The 22,585-nt window shown below is 71.3% G+C and carries 25 protein-coding genes; 11 read left to right on the top strand and 14 right to left on the bottom strand.

Annotated features, from left to right (window positions below; translation table 11 throughout):
- Positions 1 to 27: 27 nt before the first annotated feature.
- Genes KALB_RS23540 through KALB_RS23530 form a run of 3 tightly spaced genes read left to right on the top strand, consistent with a single transcriptional unit; the run spans position 28 to position 3,121 of the window.
- Positions 28 to 1,677: a PP2C family protein-serine/threonine phosphatase gene (locus KALB_RS23540; RefSeq protein WP_025358164.1), complete on the top strand. Its 1,650-nt coding sequence runs from the start codon at positions 28 to 30 to the stop codon at positions 1,675 to 1,677.
- Positions 1,674 to 2,762, top strand: a complete 1,089-nt coding sequence (locus KALB_RS23535) for a cobalamin B12-binding domain-containing protein (protein WP_025358163.1) — start codon at positions 1,674 to 1,676, stop codon at positions 2,760 to 2,762. The genes KALB_RS23540 and KALB_RS23535 overlap by 4 nt, the downstream gene beginning before the upstream one ends.
- Positions 2,759 to 3,121: an STAS domain-containing protein gene (locus tag KALB_RS23530; protein WP_025358162.1), complete on the top strand. Its 363-nt coding sequence runs from the start codon at positions 2,759 to 2,761 to the stop codon at positions 3,119 to 3,121. The genes KALB_RS23535 and KALB_RS23530 overlap by 4 nt, the downstream gene beginning before the upstream one ends.
- Here KALB_RS23530 and KALB_RS23525 read toward each other — a convergent pair.
- The 3 genes from KALB_RS23525 to KALB_RS23515 all read right to left on the bottom strand — a co-directional run bounded on the left by KALB_RS23525 (position 3,093) and on the right by KALB_RS23515 (position 4,858).
- A complete protein-coding gene (locus tag KALB_RS23525) occupies positions 3,093 to 3,503 on the bottom strand; it encodes an ATP-binding protein (RefSeq protein WP_158510792.1) in 411 nt (136 codons plus the stop codon). The two genes, KALB_RS23530 and KALB_RS23525, sit on opposite strands and share 29 nt — an antisense overlap.
- An 88-nt stretch (positions 3,504 to 3,591) precedes the next feature.
- Positions 3,592 to 3,963, bottom strand: a complete 372-nt coding sequence (locus KALB_RS23520; RefSeq protein WP_025358160.1) for a hypothetical protein — start codon at positions 3,961 to 3,963, stop codon at positions 3,592 to 3,594.
- A 49-nt stretch (positions 3,964 to 4,012) separates the two neighbouring features.
- Positions 4,013 to 4,858 (bottom strand): helix-turn-helix transcriptional regulator, encoded by an 846-nt coding sequence (locus KALB_RS23515; protein ID WP_025358159.1) that lies wholly within the window; start codon positions 4,856 to 4,858, stop codon positions 4,013 to 4,015.
- A 116-nt stretch (positions 4,859 to 4,974) separates the two neighbouring features.
- Between KALB_RS23515 and KALB_RS23510 the strand changes: the two genes are divergently transcribed.
- Positions 4,975 to 5,190: a tautomerase family protein gene (locus KALB_RS23510; RefSeq protein WP_025358158.1), complete on the top strand. Its 216-nt coding sequence runs from the start codon at positions 4,975 to 4,977 to the stop codon at positions 5,188 to 5,190.
- Positions 5,191 to 5,272: 82 nt separating this feature from the next.
- On the opposite strand, the gene KALB_RS23505 is transcribed toward KALB_RS23510, so the two are convergent.
- The 3 genes from KALB_RS23505 to KALB_RS23500 are packed head-to-tail and all read right to left on the bottom strand — an operon-like array spanning position 5,273 to position 6,885.
- Positions 5,273 to 5,752 (bottom strand): DinB family protein, encoded by a 480-nt coding sequence (locus KALB_RS23505; protein ID WP_025358157.1) that lies wholly within the window; start codon positions 5,750 to 5,752, stop codon positions 5,273 to 5,275.
- A 58-nt stretch (positions 5,753 to 5,810) separates the two neighbouring features.
- Complete coding sequence (locus tag KALB_RS50220; RefSeq protein WP_420811786.1) at positions 5,811 to 5,936, bottom strand: hypothetical protein; 126 nt, start codon at positions 5,934 to 5,936, stop codon at positions 5,811 to 5,813.
- Between the two features lie 19 nt (positions 5,937 to 5,955).
- On the bottom strand, positions 5,956 to 6,885 hold the full coding sequence (locus KALB_RS23500) for an NADP-dependent oxidoreductase (protein WP_025358156.1): 930 nt from the start codon (positions 6,883 to 6,885) through the stop codon (positions 5,956 to 5,958).
- A 73-nt stretch (positions 6,886 to 6,958) separates the two neighbouring features.
- On the opposite strand from KALB_RS23500, the gene KALB_RS23495 reads away from it, so the two are divergent.
- Positions 6,959 to 7,339, top strand: coding sequence for a winged helix-turn-helix transcriptional regulator (locus tag KALB_RS23495; RefSeq protein WP_025358155.1), 381 nt, complete (start codon positions 6,959 to 6,961; stop codon positions 7,337 to 7,339).
- A gap of 253 nt (positions 7,340 to 7,592) precedes the next feature.
- Here the strand turns inward: KALB_RS23495 and KALB_RS23490 are convergent, their stop codons facing one another.
- Positions 7,593 to 8,108, bottom strand: coding sequence for a DUF1269 domain-containing protein (locus KALB_RS23490; RefSeq protein WP_025358154.1), 516 nt, complete (start codon positions 8,106 to 8,108; stop codon positions 7,593 to 7,595).
- Here KALB_RS23490 and KALB_RS23485 point away from each other — a divergent pair.
- On the top strand, positions 8,061 to 9,692 hold the full coding sequence (locus KALB_RS23485) for an MFS transporter (RefSeq protein WP_236649996.1): 1,632 nt from the start codon (positions 8,061 to 8,063) through the stop codon (positions 9,690 to 9,692). The two genes, KALB_RS23490 and KALB_RS23485, sit on opposite strands and share 48 nt — an antisense overlap.
- Before the next feature lie 94 nt (positions 9,693 to 9,786).
- On the opposite strand, the gene car is transcribed toward KALB_RS23485, so the two are convergent.
- Positions 9,787 to 13,302 (bottom strand): carboxylic acid reductase, encoded by a 3,516-nt coding sequence (gene car / locus KALB_RS23480; protein ID WP_201771801.1) that lies wholly within the window; start codon positions 13,300 to 13,302, stop codon positions 9,787 to 9,789.
- Between the two features lie 243 nt (positions 13,303 to 13,545).
- Between car and KALB_RS23475 the strand changes: the two genes are divergently transcribed.
- From KALB_RS23475 to KALB_RS23465, 3 genes are all read left to right on the top strand, one after another.
- Complete coding sequence (locus tag KALB_RS23475; RefSeq protein WP_025358151.1) at positions 13,546 to 14,043, top strand: MarR family winged helix-turn-helix transcriptional regulator; 498 nt, start codon at positions 13,546 to 13,548, stop codon at positions 14,041 to 14,043.
- 36 nt (positions 14,044 to 14,079) lie between these two features.
- Positions 14,080 to 14,649 carry an NADPH-dependent FMN reductase gene (locus KALB_RS23470; RefSeq protein ID WP_025358150.1) on the top strand — a complete coding sequence of 190 codons (570 nt, stop codon included), beginning with the start codon at positions 14,080 to 14,082 and terminating at the stop codon, positions 14,647 to 14,649.
- Positions 14,650 to 14,803: 154 nt separating this feature from the next.
- Positions 14,804 to 17,641: an AfsR/SARP family transcriptional regulator gene (locus tag KALB_RS23465; protein ID WP_236649995.1), complete on the top strand. Its 2,838-nt coding sequence runs from the start codon at positions 14,804 to 14,806 to the stop codon at positions 17,639 to 17,641.
- Here the strand turns inward: KALB_RS23465 and KALB_RS23460 are convergent.
- Positions 17,608 to 18,114 carry a hypothetical protein gene (locus KALB_RS23460; RefSeq protein ID WP_025358148.1) on the bottom strand — a complete coding sequence of 169 codons (507 nt, stop codon included), beginning with the start codon at positions 18,112 to 18,114 and terminating at the stop codon, positions 17,608 to 17,610. The two genes, KALB_RS23465 and KALB_RS23460, sit on opposite strands and share 34 nt — an antisense overlap.
- 206 nt (positions 18,115 to 18,320) lie before the next feature.
- Here KALB_RS23460 and KALB_RS23455 point away from each other — a divergent pair, with 206 nt between their 5' ends.
- The gene (locus tag KALB_RS23455) at positions 18,321 to 18,956 is read left to right on the top strand and encodes an ACT domain-containing protein (RefSeq protein WP_025358147.1); all 636 of its coding nucleotides are present in this window, start codon (positions 18,321 to 18,323) and stop codon (positions 18,954 to 18,956) included.
- A gap of 48 nt (positions 18,957 to 19,004) precedes the next feature.
- Here KALB_RS23455 and KALB_RS23450 read toward each other — a convergent pair whose 3' ends face one another.
- The 4 genes from KALB_RS23450 to KALB_RS23435 form a co-directional block, all read right to left on the bottom strand.
- A complete protein-coding gene (locus KALB_RS23450) occupies positions 19,005 to 19,304 on the bottom strand; it encodes a DUF1540 domain-containing protein (protein WP_025358146.1) in 300 nt (99 codons plus the stop codon).
- A gap of 180 nt (positions 19,305 to 19,484) precedes the next feature.
- Positions 19,485 to 19,955, bottom strand: a complete 471-nt coding sequence (locus KALB_RS23445; RefSeq protein ID WP_025358145.1) for a hypothetical protein — start codon at positions 19,953 to 19,955, stop codon at positions 19,485 to 19,487.
- Positions 19,942 to 20,838, bottom strand: a complete 897-nt coding sequence (locus tag KALB_RS23440; protein WP_025358144.1) for a MerR family transcriptional regulator — start codon at positions 20,836 to 20,838, stop codon at positions 19,942 to 19,944. The genes KALB_RS23445 and KALB_RS23440 overlap by 14 nt, the downstream gene beginning before the upstream one ends.
- The gene (locus KALB_RS23435) at positions 20,835 to 21,134 is read right to left on the bottom strand and encodes a WhiB family transcriptional regulator (RefSeq protein WP_025358143.1); all 300 of its coding nucleotides are present in this window, start codon (positions 21,132 to 21,134) and stop codon (positions 20,835 to 20,837) included. Before KALB_RS23435 ends, KALB_RS23440 begins: the two co-directional genes overlap by 4 nt.
- Before the next feature lie 87 nt (positions 21,135 to 21,221).
- Here KALB_RS23435 and KALB_RS23430 point away from each other — a divergent pair, with 87 nt between their 5' ends.
- The gene (locus KALB_RS23430; RefSeq protein WP_025358142.1) at positions 21,222 to 21,710 is read left to right on the top strand and encodes a TspO/MBR family protein; all 489 of its coding nucleotides are present in this window, start codon (positions 21,222 to 21,224) and stop codon (positions 21,708 to 21,710) included.
- A gap of 66 nt (positions 21,711 to 21,776) precedes the next feature.
- On the opposite strand, the gene KALB_RS23425 is transcribed toward KALB_RS23430, so the two are convergent.
- Positions 21,777 to 22,583, bottom strand: coding sequence for a glycoside hydrolase family protein (locus tag KALB_RS23425; protein ID WP_025358141.1), 807 nt, complete (start codon positions 22,581 to 22,583; stop codon positions 21,777 to 21,779).
- Positions 22,584 to 22,585: the final 2 nt, after the last annotated feature.

Below are 22,585 nucleotides of genomic sequence, written 5' to 3'. Positions count from 1 at the left end.
GGGGCCCGCACCGCGAGCCTTGTCCATGTGACTGAGACCGAACAGGTCCTGCCCCTGTCCGCCGCGGCCCTCGCCCCGGCCGTGGACCAGGCACCGCTGGCCGCTGTCGTGGTGACCGCCGCCGGATCGGTCCACGCGGCCAACCAGGCAGCCCGCACGGTGTTCGCCCACCTCGAAGCGGGCAGCACGCTGGAGGAGGGCCTGCCCTCGTGGTTGACCGACGCCCACCACGGGTTCCTCGACCAGCGCGGGACCGGCGGCCGACCACAGCCCACCGGGCGGATCGGCGAGCGCAGCTTCGAGGCCCACCCCGTGCGGTTGGCCGGGGACAGCGTGGTGTGGTGGCTCGTCGAGGACACCGACGCCCAGTTGGCCCGGCACGCCCTGGGCCTGGAACGTGCGCGCACCGCTTTCCTCACCGAGGCGTCCAGTGCGCTGCTGTCCTCGCTGAACCTGCGGCGCTGCATGGAGGTGGTCGCGCAGTTGGCGGCCGAGCACCTGGCCGATGCCGCGTTCGTGATCGCCCCCTCGTATCGCCGCGTGTTCCCCTCGGTGCGCTGCCTGCGCGGCGAGGAGCCCGCGCACGTGGAACTCCAGGTCGATCCGCAGGAGGTCCCCGGTCTGGCCGAGGCGTTGCAGGGCTTCCCGCCCGTGCCCTCGCGGTGGATCGACCCCGCCGCGGCCCCGGCCTGGCTCGTGCCCGGGGAGTTCGGCGAGGTCGGCTCGATCGTGGTCACCCCGTTGCCCGGTCACGGAGTTCCCGCGGGCGCGCTCGTCCTGCTGCGTGCCGCCGAGCACGCGGTGTTCAGCCAGGACGAGGAGGTCTTCGCCCGCCTGTTCGCGGCGCGGTCGGGCGCCGCGATGTCGGCCGCGCGCATGTTCGCCGAGCAGGTCTCGATCACCGACACCCTCATGCGCGACCTGCTGCCGCCCGTCCTGCACCAGATCCGCGGGGTGGAGTTCGCGGGCAGGTACCGGGCCTCGCTGGACAGCGAACGCGTGGGCGGGGACTTCTACGACGTGCACCCCGGCACGGACGAGGACGTGGAGTCGCTGGCCGTGCTCGGCGACGTGGCGGGCAAGGGCCTGGAGGCGGCCGTGCTCACCGGCAAGATCCGCACCACCCTGCACGCGCTGCTGCCGATGGCCGAGGACCACTCCCGTCTGCTCGGCCTGCTCAACGACGCGCTGCTCAGCGCCGACAGCACGCGCTTCGTCACCCTCGTGCTCGCCTCCGCGGTCCGCCGAGGGCCCGAGGTCCACCTGCGGGTGACCAGTGCCGGGCACCCGCCGCCCCTGATCGTGCGGGCCACCGGCGAGGTGGAGGAGGTGCCCACCCGCGGCCCGCTGATCGGGGTGCTGCCCGAGGTCGTGGTCGAGACCGCGCACATCGCGCTGGCCCCGGGGGAGACCTGCCTGGTGTTCACCGACGGCGTCACCGAGGCCGTGGGCGGCCCGCTGGGCGAGGAGATGTTCGGCGAGGACCGCCTGCGCCGCGTGCTGGCCGAGTGCGGGGGCATGCCCGCGGAGGCCGTGGTGGAACGGGTGCACATGCTGGCCGCGCAGTGGATCGGCCGGGGCGGGCACGACGACATGGCGGTGCTGGCGATCACCGCGCCGCGCGGGCAGCACCTGACGGCCGTGGGCGGGCAGGGGCGCGGCAGGTACACCGCATGAGCCTCGCACCACCCCGTGCCGAGCTGCGCGAGTACGTGGACGCCCTGTGGGCGGCGGTCCGCGACGGGGACGAGCACGCCGCGGGCGAGGTCGCCACCGCGGCGTTGGCGGCCGGGCTGGACGAGGAGAGCCTGCTGCTCGACGTCATCGGCACGGTGCAGCGCACCGTGGGCCAGGAGTGGGCCGCCAACCGGCTGACCGTCGCCCAGGAGCACACCGCCACCGCCATCAACGACCGCGTGATCGCCGCGCTGGCCCACCGCCCCGGCCGTCGCCGTGCGGACTCGCGCGGCCGGGTGACGGTGGCCTGCGTGGACGGGGAGTGGCACGCCCTGCCCGCGCGGCTGCTGGCCGAGGTGCTGACCCTGCGCGGTTTCGCGGTGGACTACCTCGGAGCGCAGGTGCCGGCCCCGCACCTGATCGCCCACCTGCACCGCACCGGACCGGACGCGGTCGCGCTGTCCAGTTCGATCGCGACCCGGCTGCCCACCGCACACGCCACCATCACGGCCTGCCAGGCGGCCGGGGTGCCGGTGATCGCGGGCGGGGCCGCGTTCGGACCCGACGGCCGGTACGCCCGGCTGCTGGGCGCCGAGGCCTGGGAGCCCGACGCCCGCGCGGCGGCCGACCGGCTCAGCGCCGAACCGCTGCCCCGTCCCGGTCCCGGCGGGCACCAGGTGCTCGACCACCTGCCGCACCTGGCCGACCAGGAGTACACGATGGTCTCGCGCAACTCCGCCCAACTGGTCAAGGCGGTGTTCACCGGGCTGGAGCGGGACACGTCCGCGATGCGCCAGGACACCGACCTCCAGCGCCAGCACACCGCCGACGACCTCGCGCACATCGTCGAGTTCCTCGCCACGGCGCTCTACGTGGGCGATCCCGCGCTGTTCGGCGGTTTCCTGACCTGGACCGCCGACATCCTCACCGCCCGCGGCGTACCCGTGCAGTCCCTGGTACCCGCGGTGCGCCTGCTGGAGGTCGAACTGCGCGACTTCCCCCGGGCCACCGAGATGCTCGCCCGGGCCCGCGCGCAGGTGGGCCGCCACACCGCCGCTGTCGCCGAGCCCGGGAAGCCCGCATGACCACGTCCCACCGACTGACCTGCACCTGGACCGCGCCGGACGAGCACACCTGCCAGGTCGTGGTCGAGGGCGAGCTCACCTACGACAGCGCCGACGAACTCCTGCGCTCCTCGGTGCGGCACATCCAGGACCGGCCCGCGCTGCGTGAGCTGCGCGTGGACTGCGCGGGGCTGGGCGTGTGCGATTCGTGGGGACTGGCCGTGCTGTTGCAGATCCGCCGTCACCTGCTGGCCGCGAACGCCGGTCTGAGCCTGGACAACCGCTCGCGGGCGTTCGAGCGCCTGCTGGACATCACCGGCACGCTGGGGTTCCTGACCGGTACGCCCCCGCTCACCCGAGGCCAGTCCCAGGACTCCTGAGGGCGTGGTGTGGCGCGAACTCCACCCACACCGCCTTGCCCTCGGCAGTGGGCCGCCAGCCCCAGCGGCTGGCGTACGCGGTCACCATGACCAGACCCCGGCCTCGGTGTTCATCGGGCCGAGGTGACCGCACCTTCGGTGGCTGGGCCGAACAATCGCTCACCTCGACCCGGACCGTGCTGCCCTCGCCGAGCACGAGGGCGAGTTCGACGGGCGCCTCGCCGTGCTCGTAGGCGTTGAGCACCAGTTCGCTCGCGGTGAGGACCACGTCGTCGCGGGTGTCGGCCGGGTGCTCGTCCAGCAGGGCTGCGGTCCAGGAGCGGACCTGGCGCAACGGGGGAGGACCGGTCCGCGGCAGCGGCAGGACCTGTCGATCACTCATCACCTGGGTCATGGCCACCAACCCCTTCGCGGCAAGCACTTCCCGTCACCACGGGGGTACCCGGCCGACCAGGTGCCGACTCCCGGTGTTACCCGGCTGGCCGAACCAGCACGCGCCGTTCGCGGCTGCGGTGCGTGCGGGCCCTCGCGTCCAGGGAGCGCGCCAGGGGCAGCGCGGCGGTCGGCCCGACCGGACCCACCCCGCAGCCGACCGGTCGGCTCTGGCGGCACCGGCACATCCGGCGATTCGCCTTGGCGGGCCTGCGATTGGCCGTCGGGAAGGCGGAACGGCGCACCGGCCCGCCGCACGTGCAGCGCCCCACCGGGAGCTTGTGCCCGCGATGTCGGACGGGGTCGAGCGGGGCGGCGCCGGAGGACTGCGGCAGGACCCGTTCCTCGACGCGCGCCAAGCCCAGTGTCAGCACCATCAGCAGTACGGGCACCAGCAGCGAGATCCACATGGGCGCCGAATACCCACCTCATGCGCAGGTCATGCACGTCCTGCGCGATTCACCTCGCAGGGGTGAGCTCCCGGTCGCCGATGCGGGCGAGCCTGCGCAGTTGCTCGACGGCGGGACTGCCCACCGGGGCGGTGAAGAACTGGAGCCGCTGCCGACCGTCCTCGCTGAACAGGTTCTGGCACTGGATGTCGACCACGCCCAGCACGGGGTGGATCACGCGCTTGCGTTCACCGCGGCGGACGGCGACGTCGCCGGTGTCCCACAGCGCGGCGAACTCCGGGCTGGCACGGCGCAGGAGGTGCACCAACTCCGTGGACCGTGCGTCGTGGTTACGGCGTGCGACGGCGGCCCGCAGGTCGAAGACCAGGACCCTGGAGTGGTGCGGGTGGTCGGCCACCGGGTAGAGCAGCCGGCTTTCGGGCTCGGTGAACCAGCGGTACACGAAGCTGGCCGCGTGCCCCTCGGTGTGTGCGGGCGGGCCCATCAACGCCGCGGCGAGGCGGTTCTGCACGAGGGTCTCGTGCAGGTCGGTGACGATCTGCGCCGGGGTCTGGTCGAGCCGGTCGAGCAGGGTCAGCATGGCCGGTTGCACGTGCACCGCCGTGCCGTGTGCCTCCGGTGCCGCGCGGCCCGCGAGCCGGAACAGGTGATCGCGCTCGTCGGCGTCCAGGCGCAGCGCGCGGGCCAGGGCCGCCAGCACCTGCGTGGACGGCTGAGCTCCCCGGCCGCGCTCCACCTCGGTGTAGTAGTCCACCGAGGTACCGGCCAGCTGGGCGACCTCGTCGCGGCGCAGACCGGGCACCCGGCGGCGGGACCCGGTGGGCAGCCCCACCTCCGCGGGGCTGATCCGCGCACGCCGTGACCGCAGGAAGGCCCCGAGCTCAGGCAGGTTCACCCGGTCAGTATCCCGGCCCGCGGCGGGCGCAGCCAGGGGACGGCACCCCCTGGTTGCCCGGCGTTCGCCGGTTCAGGGTGGACACCGCAGCACAGCACAAGAGCACTGGAGACACGATGCCGTTCGCCAACCTGAAGGTCCCCGCCGGTCTGCTCACGGCCGAGCAGAAGGAGGACCTGATCACCAAGGTCACCGACCTGTACGCCGAGACCTTCGGCGACCGGGTGCGGGACAACACGATGGTGCTCGTGGACGAGGTCGCCGACGGTGGCTGGGGCATCCGGGGTGAGGTCCTCACCCTGGCCAAGCTCCAGCGGCACGGCGAGTCCTGACCAGTACCGCCGCGGCCAGCGTGGTGACCGTTGGCCGACGGCGGCACCAAACCGCCAGCCCGCTGGGACTTGGTCTCAGAACTCAGTCGGCAAGTACCTGTTCGCGCAGGATGTCGGCGTGTCCGCAATGGTGGGCCAGCTCCCGCAGAACTTGCAGGTACACCCAGCGAAGCGTGCGCGGTCCTGCCCGGTGGCCGGTCACGACGGCGTCCAGTGACAGGTCTGCGACCGTCCTCCGGGCCGTGGCGCAGGCTTCCCGGTGGGCTGCCGTGACCGAGGCGACGGTGTCGTCCTCGGAGAGCCGGAAGGATTCATCCGGAGTCCGTACCAGGCCGAGCTCCCGGCGGGAGGTGCCGCCGACGCACTCCTCGAACCACACCCGCTGCATCCACGTGACGTGCTTGAGCAGCCCGAGCAACGTCGTCGCCGAGGAGACGAGCTGGCGGCGGGCCTGTTCCTCGGTGAGGCAGTCGAGAGTCACCTCGATGGCACTGCGATACTCCTCGATGAACGCATCGAGCTGGGTTCGTTCGTCGTCCAGCGGCACATCGAACGAACCCATCAGAGTCTCCTGTCACGAATCCTGGTCTCACGACTCTTGCTGCACGAGTCGGAGCAAGTCAATCAGTAGGCGGCCCAAGACGCGCGATGCGGACCTCGATCCCGCGCCGGTGCAGGTAGCGCCGGCAGCGGAGGTAGCTGTAGCCCTTGTCGGCGATGCCGTTCATCAGTGGGGCCTCGCTCACACGAGGCCCCACGACGGGATCAGATGGTGAGGACGAGCTTGCCCTGGAGGTGACCGCCGTCGAGCAGCCGGTGCGCGTCGGCGACGCGCTCGAACGGGAACGTCTCCTGCACGTGGACCCGGAGCCTGCCCTGTTCGACGAGTTCGACGAGACCTCGCAGGGCGACCGGATCGGGGTCGACCGCGATGCCGCTGAAGCGCATGCCGGCCGCCTCGAACTTGGCGGCGAGCGCCGAGTCCTCCTCGGCGACCGCCGTCACCAGGTGACCGCCTGGGCGGAGCACTCCGAGCGACCGCTCGACGGTGTCGCCGCCGATCGTGTCGAGCACGAGGTCGATGTCGCGGACCGCCTCGGCGAAGTCGACCGCCGTGTAGTCGATCACCTCGTCGGCGCCGAACCCCTCGACGAACTCCCGCTTGCTCCCGCTGGCGGTCGCGATCACGTGCGCGCCGAGCGCTTTCGCGATCTGGATCGCGACGTGGCCTACCCCGCCACCACCGCCGTGGACCAGAACGCGGTCGCCCTCGGTCACGCCGCCGAGGTCGACGAGGCCCTGCCACGCCGTCAGTCCGACGATCGGCAGCGCCGACGCCTCGACGTGCGAGAGCGACGTCGGCTTGCGCACCAGGTGCAATGCCGGAGCAGACACGATTTCGGCATACGCGTTGGCCGCCCGGGGGAACAGTGGCATTCCGAACACTTCGTCGCCGGGCCGCAACCGCCATGTCTGCGGCGCCTCGTCGACCACGCCGCTGATGTCCCAGCCGAGGATGAACGGCGGCTGGCCGAGCAGCGGGAACTCGCCGGCGCGCAGTCGCGCCTCCAGCGGGTTCAGCCCGATCGCCTTGACACGGACGAGGACCTCGGTCGGCAGGGGCTGGGGCGCGGGCGCGTCCACGATGGTGAGCACCTCGGGACCGCCGAGCTTCTGCTGGGTGATGACTCGCATGACTCTCCTGGCTCTGGATGGGAGAACCCCAGATTAGGTTTCCGATAGGAACCAGCAGGTACCCTTCGAGGTCATGAGAGGGTTCGGTCCCGGTGATTCCTTTCTCGCCGACTGTCCGGCGCGTCTGGCGGTCGAGCTGATCGCCGACAAGTGGACGGTGGTCGTGCTCGCCGGCCTCAGCAAGGGCCCGGTGCGCCATGGCGAGCTGATCGAGCTGATCGGCGGCATCTCCCGCAAGGTGCTCACCCAGACGCTTCGCCGGCTCGAGTCGCACGGACTCGTCCGCCGCCACGCGTATGCCGAGGCGCCGCCCCGCGTCGAGTACGAGCTCACCCCTCTCGGAGCGACGCTGATCGATCCGATCCACGTGCTGACCGAGTGGGCGAGGGCGAACGGCGACGCGGTGCTCGATGCGCTCGACGCCGATTCCGAGCCGGTCGCCCAGCACGGCTGAGTCCGCACCGCTCTCAAGGTTGTTCCGTTTGGTCGTCAGGCCCCCGCGGGAACGGCCGATCGCGTGATCAGACGGTTTCGGACGCGTTCGCCAGCTCCTGCACGCACTCGAGCACCCACGCCCAGACGCCGCCCCGTCGCCTTCGCGACCGGGAACAACGGACCGATCGCCGCCCACGCTTCGTCCGAGATCACCGCACTCGACACGCATCAAGACTCACCGCGAGCCCCGCTCACAGGTTCAGCAACACGCCTCAAGGTTCGTCCTCGGCGAACACCTTCCGCAGCCGACTCTCCTGCTCCTGTGAAAGGCTCGTCGACACCAGTTCAGCCCCTGTGGCATGGAACTTCCGCACCGCCGTGTCCACGACGGTGTGCGAGGACAGGATGAACAGCGCGGAGGTCCCTGGGGTCACCTTCCTCCGCACCTGGTCGATGAACTGATCGTCGATGCCCACACCGGACAGGTGCGAGCCTGCCACCGCGCCCATTCCGGCGCCGACCGCCATGCCCACCAGCGGCAGGAAGAAGACCAGTCCGAACAGCAGACCCCAGAAGCTGCCGCCGAGCGCCAGGCTCCGGCTGAGCGCACCGGCACCCGCCCTGCCGTGCACCTGCTCGGTACGGGGACTCTCCCGCCCCCGCGGCCAAGTCACGAGTGCCGCATCGTCGACCTGAACGAGCTGCCCGCGAGCCAGCCGCTCCAGCAGTTCCAGCGCGGCATGCGCACCCTGCGCCGTCTCGAACCGCCACACCGTCAACGTCGCCATGCCGACTCCCTGCATGTACTGCCTGTTGTTGGAAACCCTGTAGCGGTACGGCGCGAACCGCATCACCCGCTGCGGGCGATGTGGTTGCCCTGCCGGGGAGTGAACCTGGTAGCTCACGTGCCAGTGGGGACTCGACGCTCCGCGCCGGCCCAGTGGGCGGGGCGAGAACCTGGCCCCGAGGCGAGAGGAACGCTGATGGCTGGAGCGGGGACGTCCAGCGCACTGCGAGCGGTGCTCGTCCCGCTCGCGCTCGCGCAATTCCTGTGCACCTTCGCTGGCTCCAACATGAACGTCATGATCAACGACATCAGCACCGATCTCGGCACGACGGTGCAGGGTGTGCAGGTCACGATCACGATCTTTCTGCTGGTCATGGCCGCCCTGATGATTCCCGGCGGCACAGTGACCGACCGATACGGCCGCAAGCGCTGCTTCATGGCAGGTCTGGCCGTGTACGGCGTCGGTGCCGTGCTGAGCGCGGTCTCGCCAGGCCTGGGCGTGCTCATCCTCGGAAACTCGATTCTCGAAGGCCTCGGCACGGCCATGCTCATCCCGCCCGTCTACATCCTCGCGACGCTGCTGTTCACCGAGTTGACCACCCGTGCCCGCGCGTTCGGGGCCATCATGGCGATGGGCGGCATCGGCGCCGCGGCGGGACCGCTGATCGGCGGGCTCATCACCGCGATGCTCAGTTGGCGGGCCGCCTTCGTCTTCCAGGCCCTCGTGGCCCTGTTGATCATCCTGCTCGGCCGCCGGATCAAGGACCCCCTGCCGCCGGACCCGACTCACCCCTTCGACCTCGGCGGGGCCGTCCTGTCGGCAGTCGGCCTGTTCCTTCTCGTCACGGGAATCCTGGCGGCCGACAACGACATCGTGCTGATGCTCGCCCTGCTCGCTCTCGGCGTGCTGGTCCTGCTGTGGTTCTTCCGTTGGATCCACGCCAAGGACAAGGCTGGCGGCGAGCCCTTGGTGTCACCGAGCGTGTTCGGCAATCGTACGTCCAACCTCGGTCTCGCCACGCAGAACATTCAGTGGCTGCTGCTCATGGGGACCTCGTTCACCGTCGCCGCATACCTCCAGGTTGTGCGCGGGTACACCGCGATCCAGACCGGTGTGATCTTCACGGCGGCCACCCTGGGCCTGCTCGTGTCCTCACTGGCCGCCGAGCGCCTGGCGAAACGCCGTGCGCAGAGAACCCTCATCGTGGTCGGCTTCGTGTTGACCATCGTGGGCATCGGTGTGCTGCTCGCGATGGTCGGTGCCTCCCCGAATCCCTGGGCCTTCGCCCCCGGACTGCTCCTGATCGGACTGGGACTCGGCGTCATGCTGACCCCGTCGGTCAACGTCGTGCAGTCCAGCTTCGGCGAGCAACAGCAGGGCGAGATCTCCGGCCTCTCGCGCAGCGTGTCCAACCTCGGCTCCGCACTGGGCACGGCCATCGCCGGCACGATCCTCGTCGCCGACCCCACTTCCCGGGCGTACATCGCCGCGATGATCACCTTGGCCGCCATCGGGCTCGCCGGGCTCATCGCCGCGACGTTCCTCCCTCGGGGCGTGGCTCCGACGCCCCATGACTCGGGATGAGCGGGCAGCCGTGTGGACCCGGACGCGGAGACCTCCTCGTCCGCGGTGAGCCACACGGCTGCCGTGTGCGGGACCTCCCGTTCCGCCGTCCGCCTCACACCAGGCCGAGCTGCTCCAGGTCCCGCACGTACTTGGTGATCAGCGAGGCCGACAGGTGCGGGATGTCCTTGTCCGGTCCGATCTTGGCGGTCCGCACGGCGGCCCGGAACTCGTCCGCGGGAATGACCGAACCCGCGACGGGCACCCCGGGCTGCTCGAAGGCGTGCATCAGCGGCAGCAGGCAGTGCTGGCGCTGCTTCTCCGGCAGGGCCCGCAGGGCGGTGTCGAACCGGGCGAACCACTCCTGGTAGTCCTCGATCCGCTGGATCGGGTGACCGGTCTCGGCCAGCCAGTCGACGAGGACGTCCAGCGAGATGCCGTCGTCGTGCGGGTTGAGCACGTTGAAGGTCCGGTACCCCGCTGCGGCCCGCGCGCCGAGTTCGGTGATGGCCTCGGCGGTGAACTCGGCGGGCAGCCCGTCGTAGTGCGCCCGCTGACGGCCCCCGTCGGAACCGGTCCGGTAGAACGACTTCGGCGCGATCCCGGTCAGCACGAGGCTGAGCAGCAGGCGGGTGAACATGTCGGGCACGTTGAGCTGCCCGGTGTACCGGCTGTGCGCGAGGATCATGTCCGAGCGGAACACGACGGCGGGCAGGCCGAAGGCCTCGTGCGCCTCCCGCAGGAGGACCTCGCCCGCCCACTTGCTCGTGCCGTAGCCGCTGGCGTAGCTCTGGTCGAGCCGGCGCACGGGGCTGGTGTCGCGGATGTCCAGGTCCTCGCGCAGCGCCGAGGGCGCGATCTGCGCGGACAGGACGCCCACTGTGGACAGGTACACGAACGGCTTGAGCCGCTTGGTGATCGCCATCCGGATCAGCCCCGCGGTGCCGACCACGTTCGGCCCGAACAACTGCTGGTACGGCAGCACGTGGTTGACCAGCGCGGCCGGGTGCACGATCAGGTCCACGCTGTCGGCCAGCCGGTGCCAGGTCTGCTCGTCCAGGCCGAGGTCCGGTTCGCCGATGTCCCCGGCGAGGACCTCCAGGTGCTCGGCGGCCAGCTCCCGGAAGAGCCGGAGCAGCTCGGCGTCGCCGCTGTCGAAGGCCTGCTCGAGCCGCCGCCTGGCCGCTTCCGCGCTGCTCCCACGCACGATGCAGACCAGCTTGCCGCCGTCCTGCGACAGGCGTCGCAGCCACTCAAGGCAGAGGAACCGGCCCAGGTAGCCGTTCGCGCCGGTCAGCAGGACGGTCCGCGCGGTACCGCTCGGGCCCGGCAGGTCCTTCGCCCCGGCCAGGGTGGCGGAGTCGATGAACTTGTCCAGGGTGAGGTCGGCGGCTCGCACTTCGAGGCTGCCCTGCCCGTGCACGGTGGCGAACGTGGGCCGCTTGGCCCCGGAACTGAGCTCGGTCTCGACGTAGTTCGCCAACTGCCGCAGGTCGTTGGCCGGGCTGATGACCACGCCCACCGGGACCTCGACGGTGAAGATCTCCTGGAGCAGGTTGGACAGCGACAGCGCGGAGAGGGAGTCGCCGCCGAGCTCGGTGAAGTGCGCGTCGGGGCTCAGGTCGGTGCTCGCACACCCCAACAGCGCCTGGGCGGCCCGGGTGACCGTCTCCAGCACCGGCCGGTCGCGACCGGTCACGCGCAGCGCGTGCAGTTCGTCCACCTGCCCCTTGGCGAGCTCGGCGTAGAGCTGTTCGAGGCGCTCGCCGTAGTGCTCCTTCAGCCTGGGGCGCAACAGTTTCCTGGCGTCGGAGAGCAGGCCGTTCTCGGTGCTGAACGGGTCGGTCTCGATCAGGAGGTCGCGCGGGATCTCGTAGGAGTTCAGCTCGGCTTCCCGGGCGATCCGTTGCAGGGACTCGCTGATCGAGGACTTCAACGCCGCGTTGTCCGTGACGGTCCGCCGCAGCGCCTCCTCGGTGGGCACGACCACGGCGAGCAGGTAGGCTCGCGCGCTGCTGCCGTAGACGAAGACCTGGCGGACCAGTGGGCTGGTGGCGAAGACGGCCTCCAGCCGCGACACGGCCACGAACTCGCCCTGGGACAGCTTCAGCACGTTCTTGCGGCGGTCCACGTAGACGAGCTGGTCCGGCCCGATCTCGGCCATGATGTCGCCGGTCTGGTAGTAGCCGTCCGCGTCGAAGATCTCGGCCGTGGCGTCGGGGCGCTTGAAGTAGCCGGGGATGATGGTCCGCGTCTTGATCAGCAGCTCACCACGCGGGTGCGGCGTGTCGGTGCGGAAGTAGCCGAGCTCGGGGACATCGACCAGCTTGTAGTCGAGCACCGGCGGCCGGAGCACGTGCTTGTCGATGACGACCCCACCGGCCTCCGTCGAGCCGTAGCCGTCGTGCAGCTCCAGGTCCAGGCAGGACTCGACGAACGCCGCCATCTCGGCGGACAGTGGTGCGGTGCTGCACATCGCGCGCACGACCCGCCCGCCGAGGAAGCCCTCCCGCAGCTCCTGCTTCACCTGTGCGTCGACCGCGTCCAGGTCGCTGGTGCCGGGCGCGCGCCGGTCCAGTTCGCTCTGGTAGCGCTGGAAGAGCATGTCGCAGACCCTCGGGACCAGGTTCAGTTCCGTGGGCCGGATCAGGGCGATGTCCTCGAACAGGGTCGAGAGGTCGCTCTTGGCCGCGAAGTAGCTGGTTCCGCCGCTGCTGAGCGCCCTGAGCAGTGAGATGCGCCCGGCGAGGTGGCTCATGGGCATGTAGTTGATGCCGATGACGGGCAGGGCGTTCTTGTCGCGCCAGAGCCCGTCCCACAGCGAGTGCACGAGCCGCTCGGGGTACATGGCGCCCTTGGGCGTACCGGTGCTGCCGGAGGTGTAGATCAGCATCGTGAGCGGGTCCTCGTCGGGCCCGGGGGTGAACAGGGGAGCGGGCGGCAGTGCGCGCCCGCGCTCGAGGACCGCGGCCAGCGAGTCCACGACCGCCGGGTGCCCGGCCTCGGTCAGCCGCTGCCGCGCCGACTCCAGTGCCTCGCGCTGCTCGTCGACCTCCGGGTGGGAGTCGAAGACGACCAGCCGCCGCACCGTCGGGCTGCCCAGCGCGAGCTCCACGGCGGTGTCCAGGCGCTCGGCACTCGTGGCGAGGATGCTCGGGCCGGTCTCCGCGATGATCGGCCTGAGCTGGGAGGCGGGGGAACTGGACTGCAACGGCACGCAGACCGCGCCCAGGTGCAGGCACACCAGGTCCAAGGTCGTGTAGTCGCAGCTGGTGAAGCCCAGGATGCCGACGAACTCGCCCGCGGCCAGCGGGTGGTCCGGGTGGTGGTGCCAGTCGCTGGCGATCGCGCCGACGCGGGTCCACAGCTCGCGGTAGCTGATGGTGTCGAACCATGGCAGCAGGCGGATCGAGGTCCGGCCCGTGCCGGGATCGGTGACCAGTTCCCGCGCGCGTTCCCCGAGGGCGGGCCGGTCCGCGTAGCCCGCCATGATCGCGGCCACCACCTGTGTGAGCCGCTGCCCGGGACTGCTCGTCGCCTCGTTGACCGCGTCGAGCGGTGCGGCCGCCCTGACCTGCTCGTCCTGTGCGCGCAGCTGCGCGGCGCGACGTTCCTCCCGGGGGCCGGACACCCCGTGGACCTCACTGGTCTCAGACCACGAACCCGTCGTCACCACTGTCAGCCTCCCATCGGTCGCGCCGTGTATGAGGGGGAACGACGTTGGTCCCACGAACAGATACTTACCATAGCTAAATATACGTTGGGTACTGCTCTACTCACGAAGGGTGAGTGTGAGGTCCGCTACAGGAGGATTTGGTTTGTGACACGTCCAAAGTAGTTGGTGGCACGTACTAACAGCGGCTACGGTAGGGCCATGACCGCATCGCACCGTCCTCGGCAGGTGGCGGACCTGGGCATCGTGGACGGGCTTGTACAACTGTCCTTCCTCGTGCAGGGCATCCTGGGCCGCGTCGCCGACACGCACGACCTGACGCTCCAGCAGACGCGCCTGCTCGGTGTGCTCCGCGACCGGGAACTGGGCATGGCCCAGTTGTCGGGCGTGCTGGACCTGGACAAGTCCAGCACCACCGGCCTGGTCACCCGCGCCGAGCGGCGGGGACTGGTGCGGCGCACCGCGGTTCCCGAGGACCTGCGGGCCGTGCGTGTCGTGCTGACAGCACAGGGCAAGCGGCTCGCCGAGGAGTTCGCCGCCGAGGTCGCGCTGCGCCTGAACGAAGCCGCCGCCGACCTCACCGAGACCAACCGTGCACGCCTGTCCCGGCTGGCCAGTCAGGTCGTCCACCACCACGCCGACCGCCAGGGCATCGACCTGACGGCCGGAACCTCCGCCGCACCACGTGCACGGCACTGAGCCGTTCGCGCCTCTCATAACAAGGGGTCCACCGCAATGGAGAACAACGACCGGGTCGCGGTCGTCATCGGAAGCACCCGCCCGGCCCGGATCTGCCCCGGCATCGCCCAGTGGATCCGGGACCTCGCGCAGCAGGGCAGTCCGCTGCGCTATGAACTGCTCGACCTCGCCGAGGCCAATCTGCCCCTGCTCGACGAGCCGCTGATGGCCGCGCTCCAGCGTTACGAGCACGAGCACACCCGGCAGTGGAGCCGTACCGTCAGCTCCTACAGTGCCTTCGTGTTCGTTTTCCCGCAGTACAACTGGGGTTACCCGGCGGTGCTGAAGAACGCGCTCGACTTCCTGTACCACGAGTGGCGGGACAAGCCCGCGACCGTTGCCTGTTACGGGACCCGTGGTGGCAACCGGGGTGCCGCCCAACTGCTCGACGTGCTCCGGGGCCTGCACATGCGGACCCTGCCCGACCACCTCGAACTGGTCATCACCGAGCAGGACGTGGACGAGGACTGGCAGCTCAAGGACCTGGACGCGACCCTGCACCCGTACCGGGACCAGGTCAGGCACATCGACGAGCAGCTGATCAAGGCCCTCCGGGACGGCCGGTAGCGGGCGGTGTGGGCGCCGCGTGCATTCCGTTGCGAACAACGCGAACTGCGTGAACCGCCCACCAGAACCGCTTTGTCCGCCCTAGAGTCCGTTCCCGGGCTGCCTTCGGCCGGGGAAGCGGGGTACTCACATGGGGGACTGTCAAGGTCGAGGTGTGGTGCGCTTCCACCTACTGGGGCCGCTCGCCGTGCTGGTGGACGGCAAGGAGGTGCCGCTGGGCGGTACGAAGCAGCGGGTGTTGCTGGCCCACCTGCTGCTCAACGCGAACCGGCTGGTCTCGCCAGGGCAACTGATCGAGACGCTCTGGCCGGGTGAACCGCCCGCCTCGGCCGCCGCGAACCTGCAGACCTACGTGTGGCGGCTGCGGCGGCGGTTGCCCACGGCGCCGGGGATGCCTGGACTGCGCACCTGCGGCTCCGGTTACTCGCTGGCCGTCGACCCCGAGGACCTCGACGCGCACCGCTTCACCCGGCTGGTCGAGGAGGCCGCGCGGGCAGCCAGGAAGGGCGCGGCGCGATCGGCGTTGGCGCTGTTGGCCGAGGCGGAGGCGTTGTGGCGGGGTGACCCGCTGGCGGACCTGCCGACCGCTCCTGCCTGGGACGCCGAACTCGGCAGGCTGGTGGAGAAGCGGTTGGCCGCCGTCGAGGAGCGGTTGGCGTTACAGGTGTTGCTCGGCGAGCACGACCCGGTGATAGCCGAGCTCACGGTGCTGCTCGCCGAGCACCCGTACCGCGAACGGTTGTGGCAGCAGTACATGCTCGCGCTCAACGGCGCCGGGCGCCGGGCCGAGGCGCTCAACGCCTACGCGACGGCGCGGGAACGGCTGGTCGCCGATCTGGGTGTGGAGCCGGGGCCCGAGCTGCGCGCGATCCAGGACGCGGTCCTGAACGGGGAAAACCTGCCAAGCGGCCCGGTTTCGGCCAGCCCTCCGCCGCCGCTGCGGCAACTCCCCGCCGATCTCCCGGACTTCACCGGCCGCGCGGACCACGTCCGTGAGCTGGCACAGATTCTCGCCGCGAACAGGGCAACCCCGCCGGTGGTGGTGCTGACCGGTTCGCCGGGCACCGGCAAGACGGCGCTGGCCATGCACGTCGCGCACCGGCTGGCGGACCGGTTCCCGGACGGCCAGCTCTACGTGGACCTCGCGGGTACCGGGGTGGCGCGGGGCCCGGCCGAGGTGCTCGCCGACTTCCTGCACGCGTTGGGCGTCACCGGCAACCTCGTCCCGGTGCGGCTCGACCAGCGTGCCGCGCTGTTCCGGTCCCAGCTCAGTGGCCGTCAGGTGCTGCTGGTGCTTGACGACGCCGCCTGCGCCGATCAGGTCCGGCCCCTGCTGCCCGCGGGTGCGGGCTGCGCCGTGCTGGTGACCAGCCGTGGCAGACTGCCCGAGCTGCCCGGGGCACAGCACCTCGCGCTGGCGGTGTTCGAGGAGGGGGAGGCCGAGCAGTTGCTCGCCGGGGTGGCCGGTGCGGACCGGGTCCTCGGCGAACCGGCTGAGGCCGCGGCGATCGTGCGGTGCTGCGGGTACCTGCCGCTGGCGATCCGCATCGCGGGGGCCCGCCTGGCCGGGCGCCAGGCGTGGAGCCTGCGCACCCTGCACGACAGGCTGGCCGACGAGTCGAACCGGCTGAGCGAGCTGCGCGTCGGCGATCTCGGTGTGCGGTCGAGCTTCGAGCTGAGCCTGCGCCAGCTGTCCGGGCCCGCGCGCACGGCGTTCTGCCGTTCTGCGCTGCTGGGCGCGCAGGACTTCCCGAGCTGGGTGCTCGACGCGCTGCTCGACCGCCGCGACACCCACGAGGTGCTCGACCTGCTCGTCGACGCGAACCTGATCTCCCTGGTCGGCGTGGACGCCGCCGGCCACCCGCGCTACCGCCTGCACGACCTCTTACGGTGCTATGCGGCGGAACTGCTGGAGGCCGAACCGCCGCAGGACCGCCTGCGGGCACTGGAGCGCGTGCTGTCCGGGCTGCTGTCGCTGGCGAAAGTGGCGGCGGCCGGGTTGCCGCCCGCGTTCGGCGCGATGACCGGGCCCGTGATCGGGTGGCAGTTCGAGCCTGCGGTGGCGCGGCGGCTGGTGGCCGATCCGCCGGTCTGGTTCGCGGCCAAGCGCACGATGCTGACCCGCGCTGTGCACATCGCCGCCGAGGCGGGGCTGGACGAGATCGCCTGGCAGCTCACGGCGACCGCGGTGCCGTTCTACGACCTGAGCGGGGCTTACGAGGATTGGCGGCGCAGTCACCAGGTCGCGCTGGAGGCAGTCGTGGCGGCCGGGAACCGGACGGGGGAGGCGGTGCTGGCGCGCGGCCTGGGCCAGGTCCAGCTCTACCACGACGAGTACACCGAGGCCGTGCGGCACATGCGGAGATCGGCTGCGCTGTTCGCCGAACTCGGCGATGTCCGCGGCGAGGCACTGGCCGTGGCCGGACTGGGCACCGCGGCCAGGGTCCAGCGCCAGCCGGGGGAGGCACTGGGTTTCTACCGGCGTGCGCTCGACGGGCTCCAGCGGGCGGGGGACCACAGCGGGGTGGCGCAGATGCTGAGCTCCATCGGCTCGGCGCACGCGCTGTGCGGGGAGTTCGCGGAGGCCGAGAACTGGCTCGACCGGGCCCGGGAACTGGCCCGTGGCATCGGCGACGCGCACCGCGAGGCGAAGGTGCTCACCGAGTTGGGCACCCTGCACCGCGACTGCGGGCGGCTGCCGGAGTCGCTGAACTGCCTGCGGCGCGCACTGAGCACGTTGGAGGAACTGGCGGACGAGCGGTGCAGCGCCTACGCGCTGTTGGGCATCGGTCAGACCCTGCTCGCCTCCGGTGAACCGGTGCAGGCCCGCGGTGTGTGCGACCGAGCGTTACGGGTCTTCCGGGAGACCGGCAACCGGCAGGGGGAGACGACCGGACTGGCCCTACTGGAACAGGCACAGCGGCGACGGGGTCCCGCCGCCACCGTGCCCGGGGTGGCTCAGTTGCTGTTGCCCGGCTTCCAGCCGAGGTAGTGGCTGAAGTAGCTCTGCTTCGCGTGCCCGATGCGGCCGTTGACACTGGTCGCCCACACCCCGCCCGCACCGTCGGCGATGCCGACGTGGCCGTACGCGGAGATGTCCCAGAACACGAAGGCGCCCTTCGGCGGGGTGCCGGTGGTGTGCCGGACGCCGTCGGAGGAGCGCCAGTGCTCGATCGCGCTGGCGTGGTGGGTGGTGCGGTCCCAGGCCAGGCGCGCTGCCTTCTCGCAGTAGCCCTGGTAGGCGGTGCTGCCGTTGCGGCTGGAGTACCAGGCGATCGCCTGGTCGGCGGTCCGCGCGAGGGCCAGGTCGGCGGGGGAGTCGGCGATGAGGGCACCGGGGTCGGCGATGTCGGCGGCGGAGATCTCGGCGTAGGTATCGGACGGCGCGGCCGAGGCGGCGGCCCCGCCCGCGAACAGCAGTGCCGCCGAGATGGCGACCACCTGGCACGCGGTCTTGGTGAGCATGGGTTCCTCCCTTTGGTTCCGGGACCGGGATCCCGGCGACTTCGAACGAGGCAGAGCCTGGCGGCCCCCGCTACACCGCCACTACACCGCTACGAGCGGGTGTGTGTGACCGCGCTCATCGGCCAATCGGATGGCCTCCGTGCAGGCTTTACCCGGCCGTCACCACGGGTCGTGGGCCCGCAACACCCCGCCCCAACCATGGCCGGGTGACCAGAAGACGTGTCGTCGGAATCGATTCCGGACCCTCGGGCCAGCTCGCCGCGAGCACCAGGCCGCGCGGCAAGGCGCGCAGCGGCAGGGCGTGGCGTCACTACCCGTCGCTGTGGCTGATCCGCGCCGCGGTCGAGGACCGGCCCGGCCAGTTGTCCGTGCTCACCGGAGTGCTCGGCGGGCTGGGCTGTGACATCAGGGCGCTGCACGTGCACACCGGGCAGGAGGGGCCGGTGGACGAGTTCCTGGTGCACGCACCGGCGGACATCAGCGCCGAGTCCCTGGTCCGTGCCCTGCACGGAGCGGGTGGCCGCGAAGTCAGGGTGCTGCCCGCGGAGACCCACGACCTGATGGACGCCGCCACCGCAGCCATCGGCCTGGCGGGCGACCTCGTCCTGGATCCGGACGGCCTGCCGGGCGTGCTGTCCCGGCTGCTGGCCGCCCGGGTGTCGGCGCACCCCGCGGGCGCCGGTCCCGTGGACCAGGTGGACGGCACGAGGATCCGGCTGTGCTACCGGGGCGAGGTGCTGGTGCTCGAGCGGCCCCGGATGCCGTTCACCGGCAACGAGTTCGCCCGTGCCAGGGCGATGGTCGAGCTGACCGGCCAGTTGCGCGAGCAGCGGCCGGGCTGAGGCGTGCCGCTGAGGGTTGGGGCGCGCGGTGGCGCCCCGGCCGGGAGATCAGCTGCTGGAGTAGGTCAGGCAGTTGGCGGCGTGGTCCCCGCCGCCGGGCCCGATGCGCACCCCGGAGGCGGTGCACTCCAGGTTGGAGTTGTGCGTGCACTCGGCGCGCGAGCAGGCGCCGACCTGGGCGACGACCTTCGGCAGGCCGCCCTTGGTGGACAGCGGCACGAAGGTGCCGCAGTCGGCGGTCCCGTTCGCCCCGTTCACGGTGATCGCGAATGCGTGGCACCCGTCGTGGTTGTACGAGCAGCCGGTGACGGTGCACTCGTGCACGGCGGGCATTTCGGTGGTGGTCATGAACGCTCCCGTGAAATGCGGTTCGTGGAATTCACACGGTGCCACTGACCTGCGAGGTCGGCAACCGGAGCGATTTAGGTGAGGCTTACCTGAATGGTAAATGCTTTCCTGGTGGAGGCGGGAAAAACTCGCTAGTCAATACGGTGAGTAAACGCATCGCACCCGACTGAGTGCCGCGGTTCACCGGGCCCGCGACACCGCCCCGGAGTGGTGAGTGCGCAGCTGCGAAGGCGTTGTCCCCGAGCTGTTGCGCCGGTGAGCACGGCCCTCCGGCGGGCGAGGGCCTGCCGCCTGGGCGACGCGCGCGATCAGTGCCGTGACCACCTGCCGAGCGCGCTGACGCGTCCAGCCCGCGGCACCGCTCGTGCCGGCGGAGGTGAACAGTTCGACCAGGTGCCTGTCCGGGCCGGGCAGCAGGTCGATCTCGTCGCGGGTGAGGGCGTGCCGGATCGCGGCGTCCACCGCCTGCTGGTCCGCCTGGTCGGCGAGCACGTGCCGCAGCGCGAGCACGGCCCGCGCGCGGAGGTCGGTGCCGCGCAGACCCGCGGCGTGGTCCACGACCAGGTCGGCCAGCTCGGTGCGGCCGCACCTGGTCAGCACCGTCCAGATCAGGCGGGTGACGCGGTGCGCGAGTGCTTCAGCCGTGTGCACGATCCCAACTCCTGCCGATCAGTTCCAGCACCGTCCGGACAGCCCCGGGCAGCGTCCGCACCGCCCGCACCGGCTGCGGTGTCCCCACTTGCGACCAGCCCGGTCCGGCGACGACCACCGCCACCCCGGGTTCGGCCACCAACGCCGCCAACGGCACCGACCGTGCCAGGTCCTCGCGGTGTGCCCACACCACGACCACCGCGGGGCGCAGCTTGCCGACCGCGTCCAGCAGCGCCCGCGGCGGTACGCGTGCCCCGAGGGCGCGGTGCGCGCAGTCCCGTTCGGACAGGGCGGCGCCCAGGGCGTCCAAGGCGAGTGTGTGCAGTTCCTCGGGCGCGCACGCCAGCAGCACCGGTAGCCGCCCCCGGTGCTCCGGCGCGGGGACCTGGCGCAGGGCGTGCCCCACCGTGGCGCTGGCGATGTGCTCCACCTCGATGCCGCTGCTCCGGTCGGCGACGCGCTCCCCGATCTGGATCAGCGCGGGCATGAACACCTGCTCCCAGGCCGTGACCACGCCGTACTCGCTGATCAGGTCCTGGCTCAGCCCGCGCAGCAGGGGCTCGTCCAGCCGGGTCGCGGCCCTGGCGAATCCCCGCACGGCGGCGGCGTGCGGCCCGATCACGGCGGCGGGCCCGACATCGCCGTCACGCGGTGGCTGCCCCAGGGCGAGTGCCGCCGCCGATGCCGGGGCCATGCCCATGGCGGTCAGTTCGACCATGCGCCGCAAGCGGGCCGCGTCCTGGTCGGTGTAGCGGCGGTGCCTGCCGTCCTGCCGTGCGCTGGGGCCCAGTCCGTAGCGGCGGTCCCAGGTCCGCAGGGTGGTCGGCGAGATGCCCAGCGACCGGGCCAGCGCCCCGGGTGTCCACACCGCGGGGCCGGTCACGGCGAAAGGCGGGCGGTGCGGCGGCGGTAGGCGATCAGGTCGCGCAGCTCGCTCTCACCCAGGCCACCCCAGACCCCGAAGGTCTCCTCGACGGTGAGCGCGTGCTCGCGACACTGCGCCAGCACCGGGCAGTGCGCGCAGATGGCCTTGGCGTGCCGTTCCCGCTCCTCGCGGTGCGAGCCGCGCTCGTTGCGCGGGTGGAAGAACACCGCGTTGTCCCGCCCCCGGCACGCCGCGCGCAGCTGCCAGTCCCAGGACTCGGCCACGGGGGTGGGCAGTCGACTCAGTTCGGGCATGGCCGTCTCCTTCGCGGTCATCGGGCACGCCGGGGAGACCCACTCTAGAATCGATTCGAAACCGTTTCAACTTGACCGGGAGTGTGCATGACCACCCTGCCCCTGCGGCGCCAGGCCGGCGCCGGAGCCGTGTTCGCCCTGCTCGTCGTGCTCACCGCGGGCACCGGGGTGCTGTCCAGCACTCGCACCGCCCAGGACTACCTCGCCCTGCGACAGCCGTCCTGGGCCCCGCCCTCCTGGCTGTTCGGGCCGGTCTGGACGCTGCTCTACGCCCTCATCGCGGTCGCGGGCTGGCTGGTCTGGCGGCGAGTCGCGGGCACCGGTCGCGGGCGGGCGGCGCTGACCGTCTACGGGGTGCAACTCCTGCTCAACGCCGCGTGGACCCCGATCTTCTTCGGCGCGCGCCAGTTCGGGGTGGCCTTCGCCGACATCGTGCTGCTGTGGATCGCCATCGGGGTGACGGCCGGGCTCTTCGCGCGCCTGCACCGCGGGGCGGCCGCCCTGCTGGTGCCGTACTGGCTGTGGACCACCTTCGCCGCCGCGCTCAACCTCGCGGTGTGGAGCCTCAACCCCTGACAACCAGTCAGAAGCGGCCGGAGGCCTTGACCAATGCCTCCGGCCGCGTGCTGGTGACCGCTGGCGTCACCGCACGGCGCGGTACGCGGTGCCGACGGCGTTACGTGCCGTGCCCTGGTACAGGCCGGTGGGGTGGGCGTTGGCGGACAGGGTGAACCACGCGTAGCGCTCAACGAAGGACAGGCCGTTCAGCATGGCCGTGGACGCCCTGACGAAGTCGATCTGCTGTTGCTGGCTGGGGTACCGGGGAGTGCCGGTGGAGTAGTCGGTCAGCGCGTACTCGGTCAGCCAGATCGGCTTGTGGTAGCGGTCGTGCACGGCTTGCAGGTAGCCGCGCAGTTGGTTGCTGGCCTGCGCGGAGAAGTCCCCGCCGTACCAGTGCAGGGGGATGAAGTCGACCCGGTAGCCGCGCGCCGCCGCCCCGGACATGAACTGGTCGAGCCAGCCGCCCGGCGTGGCCCCGCCGAAGGCCACCGCGGGCGCGCCGAGCCGCAGCCCCGTGTCCGCCAGCTGGGGCCAGAGGTCCAGTGCCCGCTGCACCGACATGTTCGCCTGTCCCGGCAGATCGGGCTCGTTGAAGCCGAGCAGTGTGCTGCCCGCACGGCGTGCGTTGGCCAACTCCGTGGGGTTGACCGAGGCCGCACCCCAGATCATCGGCACGAACTCCACGCCCGCGGGCTTGGTGATGCTTCCCGTTGTGGAAGACCAGTCGTAGTACCAGGAGGCGCCGACATCGATCAGGTCCTGGCTCGCGCCGCTGAACGCCTCGGCGCTCACTCCCTTGCGCGGGCCCGTGGCGGCGTGTGCGGGCTGGACGGCGCCGAGCAGGGTCAGCGCGAGGCCGAGCGCCGCGAGTCGAGTGGAAGTGCGCACAG

Source organism: Kutzneria viridogrisea DSM 43870 (assembly GCF_000525635.1).
GTDB lineage: Bacteria > Actinomycetota > Actinomycetes > Mycobacteriales > Pseudonocardiaceae > Kutzneria > Kutzneria viridogrisea.
The sequence above is the reverse complement of the archived record's forward strand: the minus strand, read 5'-3'. Positions and strand labels throughout refer to the sequence as shown.

What these genes read in the sequence shown, in the direction of transcription:
- KALB_RS23430 (WP_025358142.1), top strand. Translation starts at nt 21,222, where the DNA reads ATGACCACCCTGCCCCTGCGGCGCCAGGCCGGCGCCGGAGCCGTGTTC.
- KALB_RS23490 (WP_025358154.1), bottom strand. Translation starts at nt 8,108, where the DNA reads ATGGCGACGTTGACGGTGTGGCGGTTCGAGACGGCGCAGGGTGCGCAT.
- KALB_RS23535 (WP_025358163.1), top strand. Translation starts at nt 1,674, where the DNA reads ATGAGCCTCGCACCACCCCGTGCCGAGCTGCGCGAGTACGTGGACGCC.
- KALB_RS23505 (WP_025358157.1), bottom strand. Translation starts at nt 5,752, where the DNA reads ATGGGTTCGTTCGATGTGCCGCTGGACGACGAACGAACCCAGCTCGAT.
- KALB_RS23530 (WP_025358162.1), top strand. Translation starts at nt 2,759, where the DNA reads ATGACCACGTCCCACCGACTGACCTGCACCTGGACCGCGCCGGACGAG.
- KALB_RS23485 (WP_236649996.1), top strand. Translation starts at nt 8,061, where the DNA reads ATGCGCACCCTGCGCCGTCTCGAACCGCCACACCGTCAACGTCGCCAT.
- KALB_RS23435 (WP_025358143.1), bottom strand. Translation starts at nt 21,134, where the DNA reads ATGCCCGAACTGAGTCGACTGCCCACCCCCGTGGCCGAGTCCTGGGAC.
- KALB_RS23450 (WP_025358146.1), bottom strand. Translation starts at nt 19,304, where the DNA reads ATGACCACCACCGAAATGCCCGCCGTGCACGAGTGCACCGTCACCGGC.
- KALB_RS23460 (WP_025358148.1), bottom strand. Translation starts at nt 18,114, where the DNA reads ATGCTCACCAAGACCGCGTGCCAGGTGGTCGCCATCTCGGCGGCACTG.
- KALB_RS23520 (WP_025358160.1), bottom strand. Translation starts at nt 3,963, where the DNA reads ATGTGGATCTCGCTGCTGGTGCCCGTACTGCTGATGGTGCTGACACTG.
- KALB_RS23475 (WP_025358151.1), top strand. Translation starts at nt 13,546, where the DNA reads ATGACCGCATCGCACCGTCCTCGGCAGGTGGCGGACCTGGGCATCGTG.
- KALB_RS23500 (WP_025358156.1), bottom strand. Translation starts at nt 6,885, where the DNA reads ATGCGAGTCATCACCCAGCAGAAGCTCGGCGGTCCCGAGGTGCTCACC.
- KALB_RS23470 (WP_025358150.1), top strand. Translation starts at nt 14,080, where the DNA reads ATGGAGAACAACGACCGGGTCGCGGTCGTCATCGGAAGCACCCGCCCG.
- KALB_RS23495 (WP_025358155.1), top strand. Translation starts at nt 6,959, where the DNA reads ATGAGAGGGTTCGGTCCCGGTGATTCCTTTCTCGCCGACTGTCCGGCG.
- KALB_RS23525 (WP_158510792.1), bottom strand. Translation starts at nt 3,503, where the DNA reads ATGAGTGATCGACAGGTCCTGCCGCTGCCGCGGACCGGTCCTCCCCCG.
- KALB_RS23510 (WP_025358158.1), top strand. Translation starts at nt 4,975, where the DNA reads ATGCCGTTCGCCAACCTGAAGGTCCCCGCCGGTCTGCTCACGGCCGAG.